Source organism: Streptomyces sp. NRRL S-495, from assembly GCF_000966955.1.
GTDB lineage: Bacteria > Actinomycetota > Actinomycetes > Streptomycetales > Streptomycetaceae > Kitasatospora > Kitasatospora purpeofusca.
Genome location: NZ_JZWY01001080.1, coordinates 1 through 286, shown reverse-complemented (window position 1 = coordinate 286; position 286 = coordinate 1). Strand labels below are relative to the sequence as shown.

Annotated in this window: 2 tRNA genes; both read left to right on the top strand. The window is 55.9% G+C overall.

Going from position 1 to position 286, the window contains the following annotated elements:
- Nucleotides 1–72: transfer RNA gene (locus tag VR45_RS39135), tRNA-Gln, on the top strand.
- Nucleotides 73–111: 39 nt separating this feature from the next.
- Nucleotides 112–184 (top strand) — tRNA-Glu (locus VR45_RS39130).
- The last annotated feature ends 102 nt before the right edge of the window (nucleotides 185–286 follow it).

Below are 286 nucleotides of genomic sequence, written 5' to 3'. Positions count from 1 at the left end.
TGGGGTATGGTGTAATTGGCAGCACGAGTGATTCTGGTTCATTTAGTCTAGGTTCGAGTCCTGGTACCCCAGCGCAGTACCCGCGGTCCACACCGCGACAAGTGAAGACAAGCCCCCGTTGTGTAGCGGCCTAGCACGCTGCCCTCTCACGGCAGTAGCGCCGGTTCGAATCCGGTCGGGGGTACTGAAGCAGGAAGCCGATGGGGTTGCTCATCGGCTGATTGCTTTGTGTTGGGGTATGGTGTAATTGGCAGCACGAGTGATTCTGGTTCATTTAGTCTAGGTT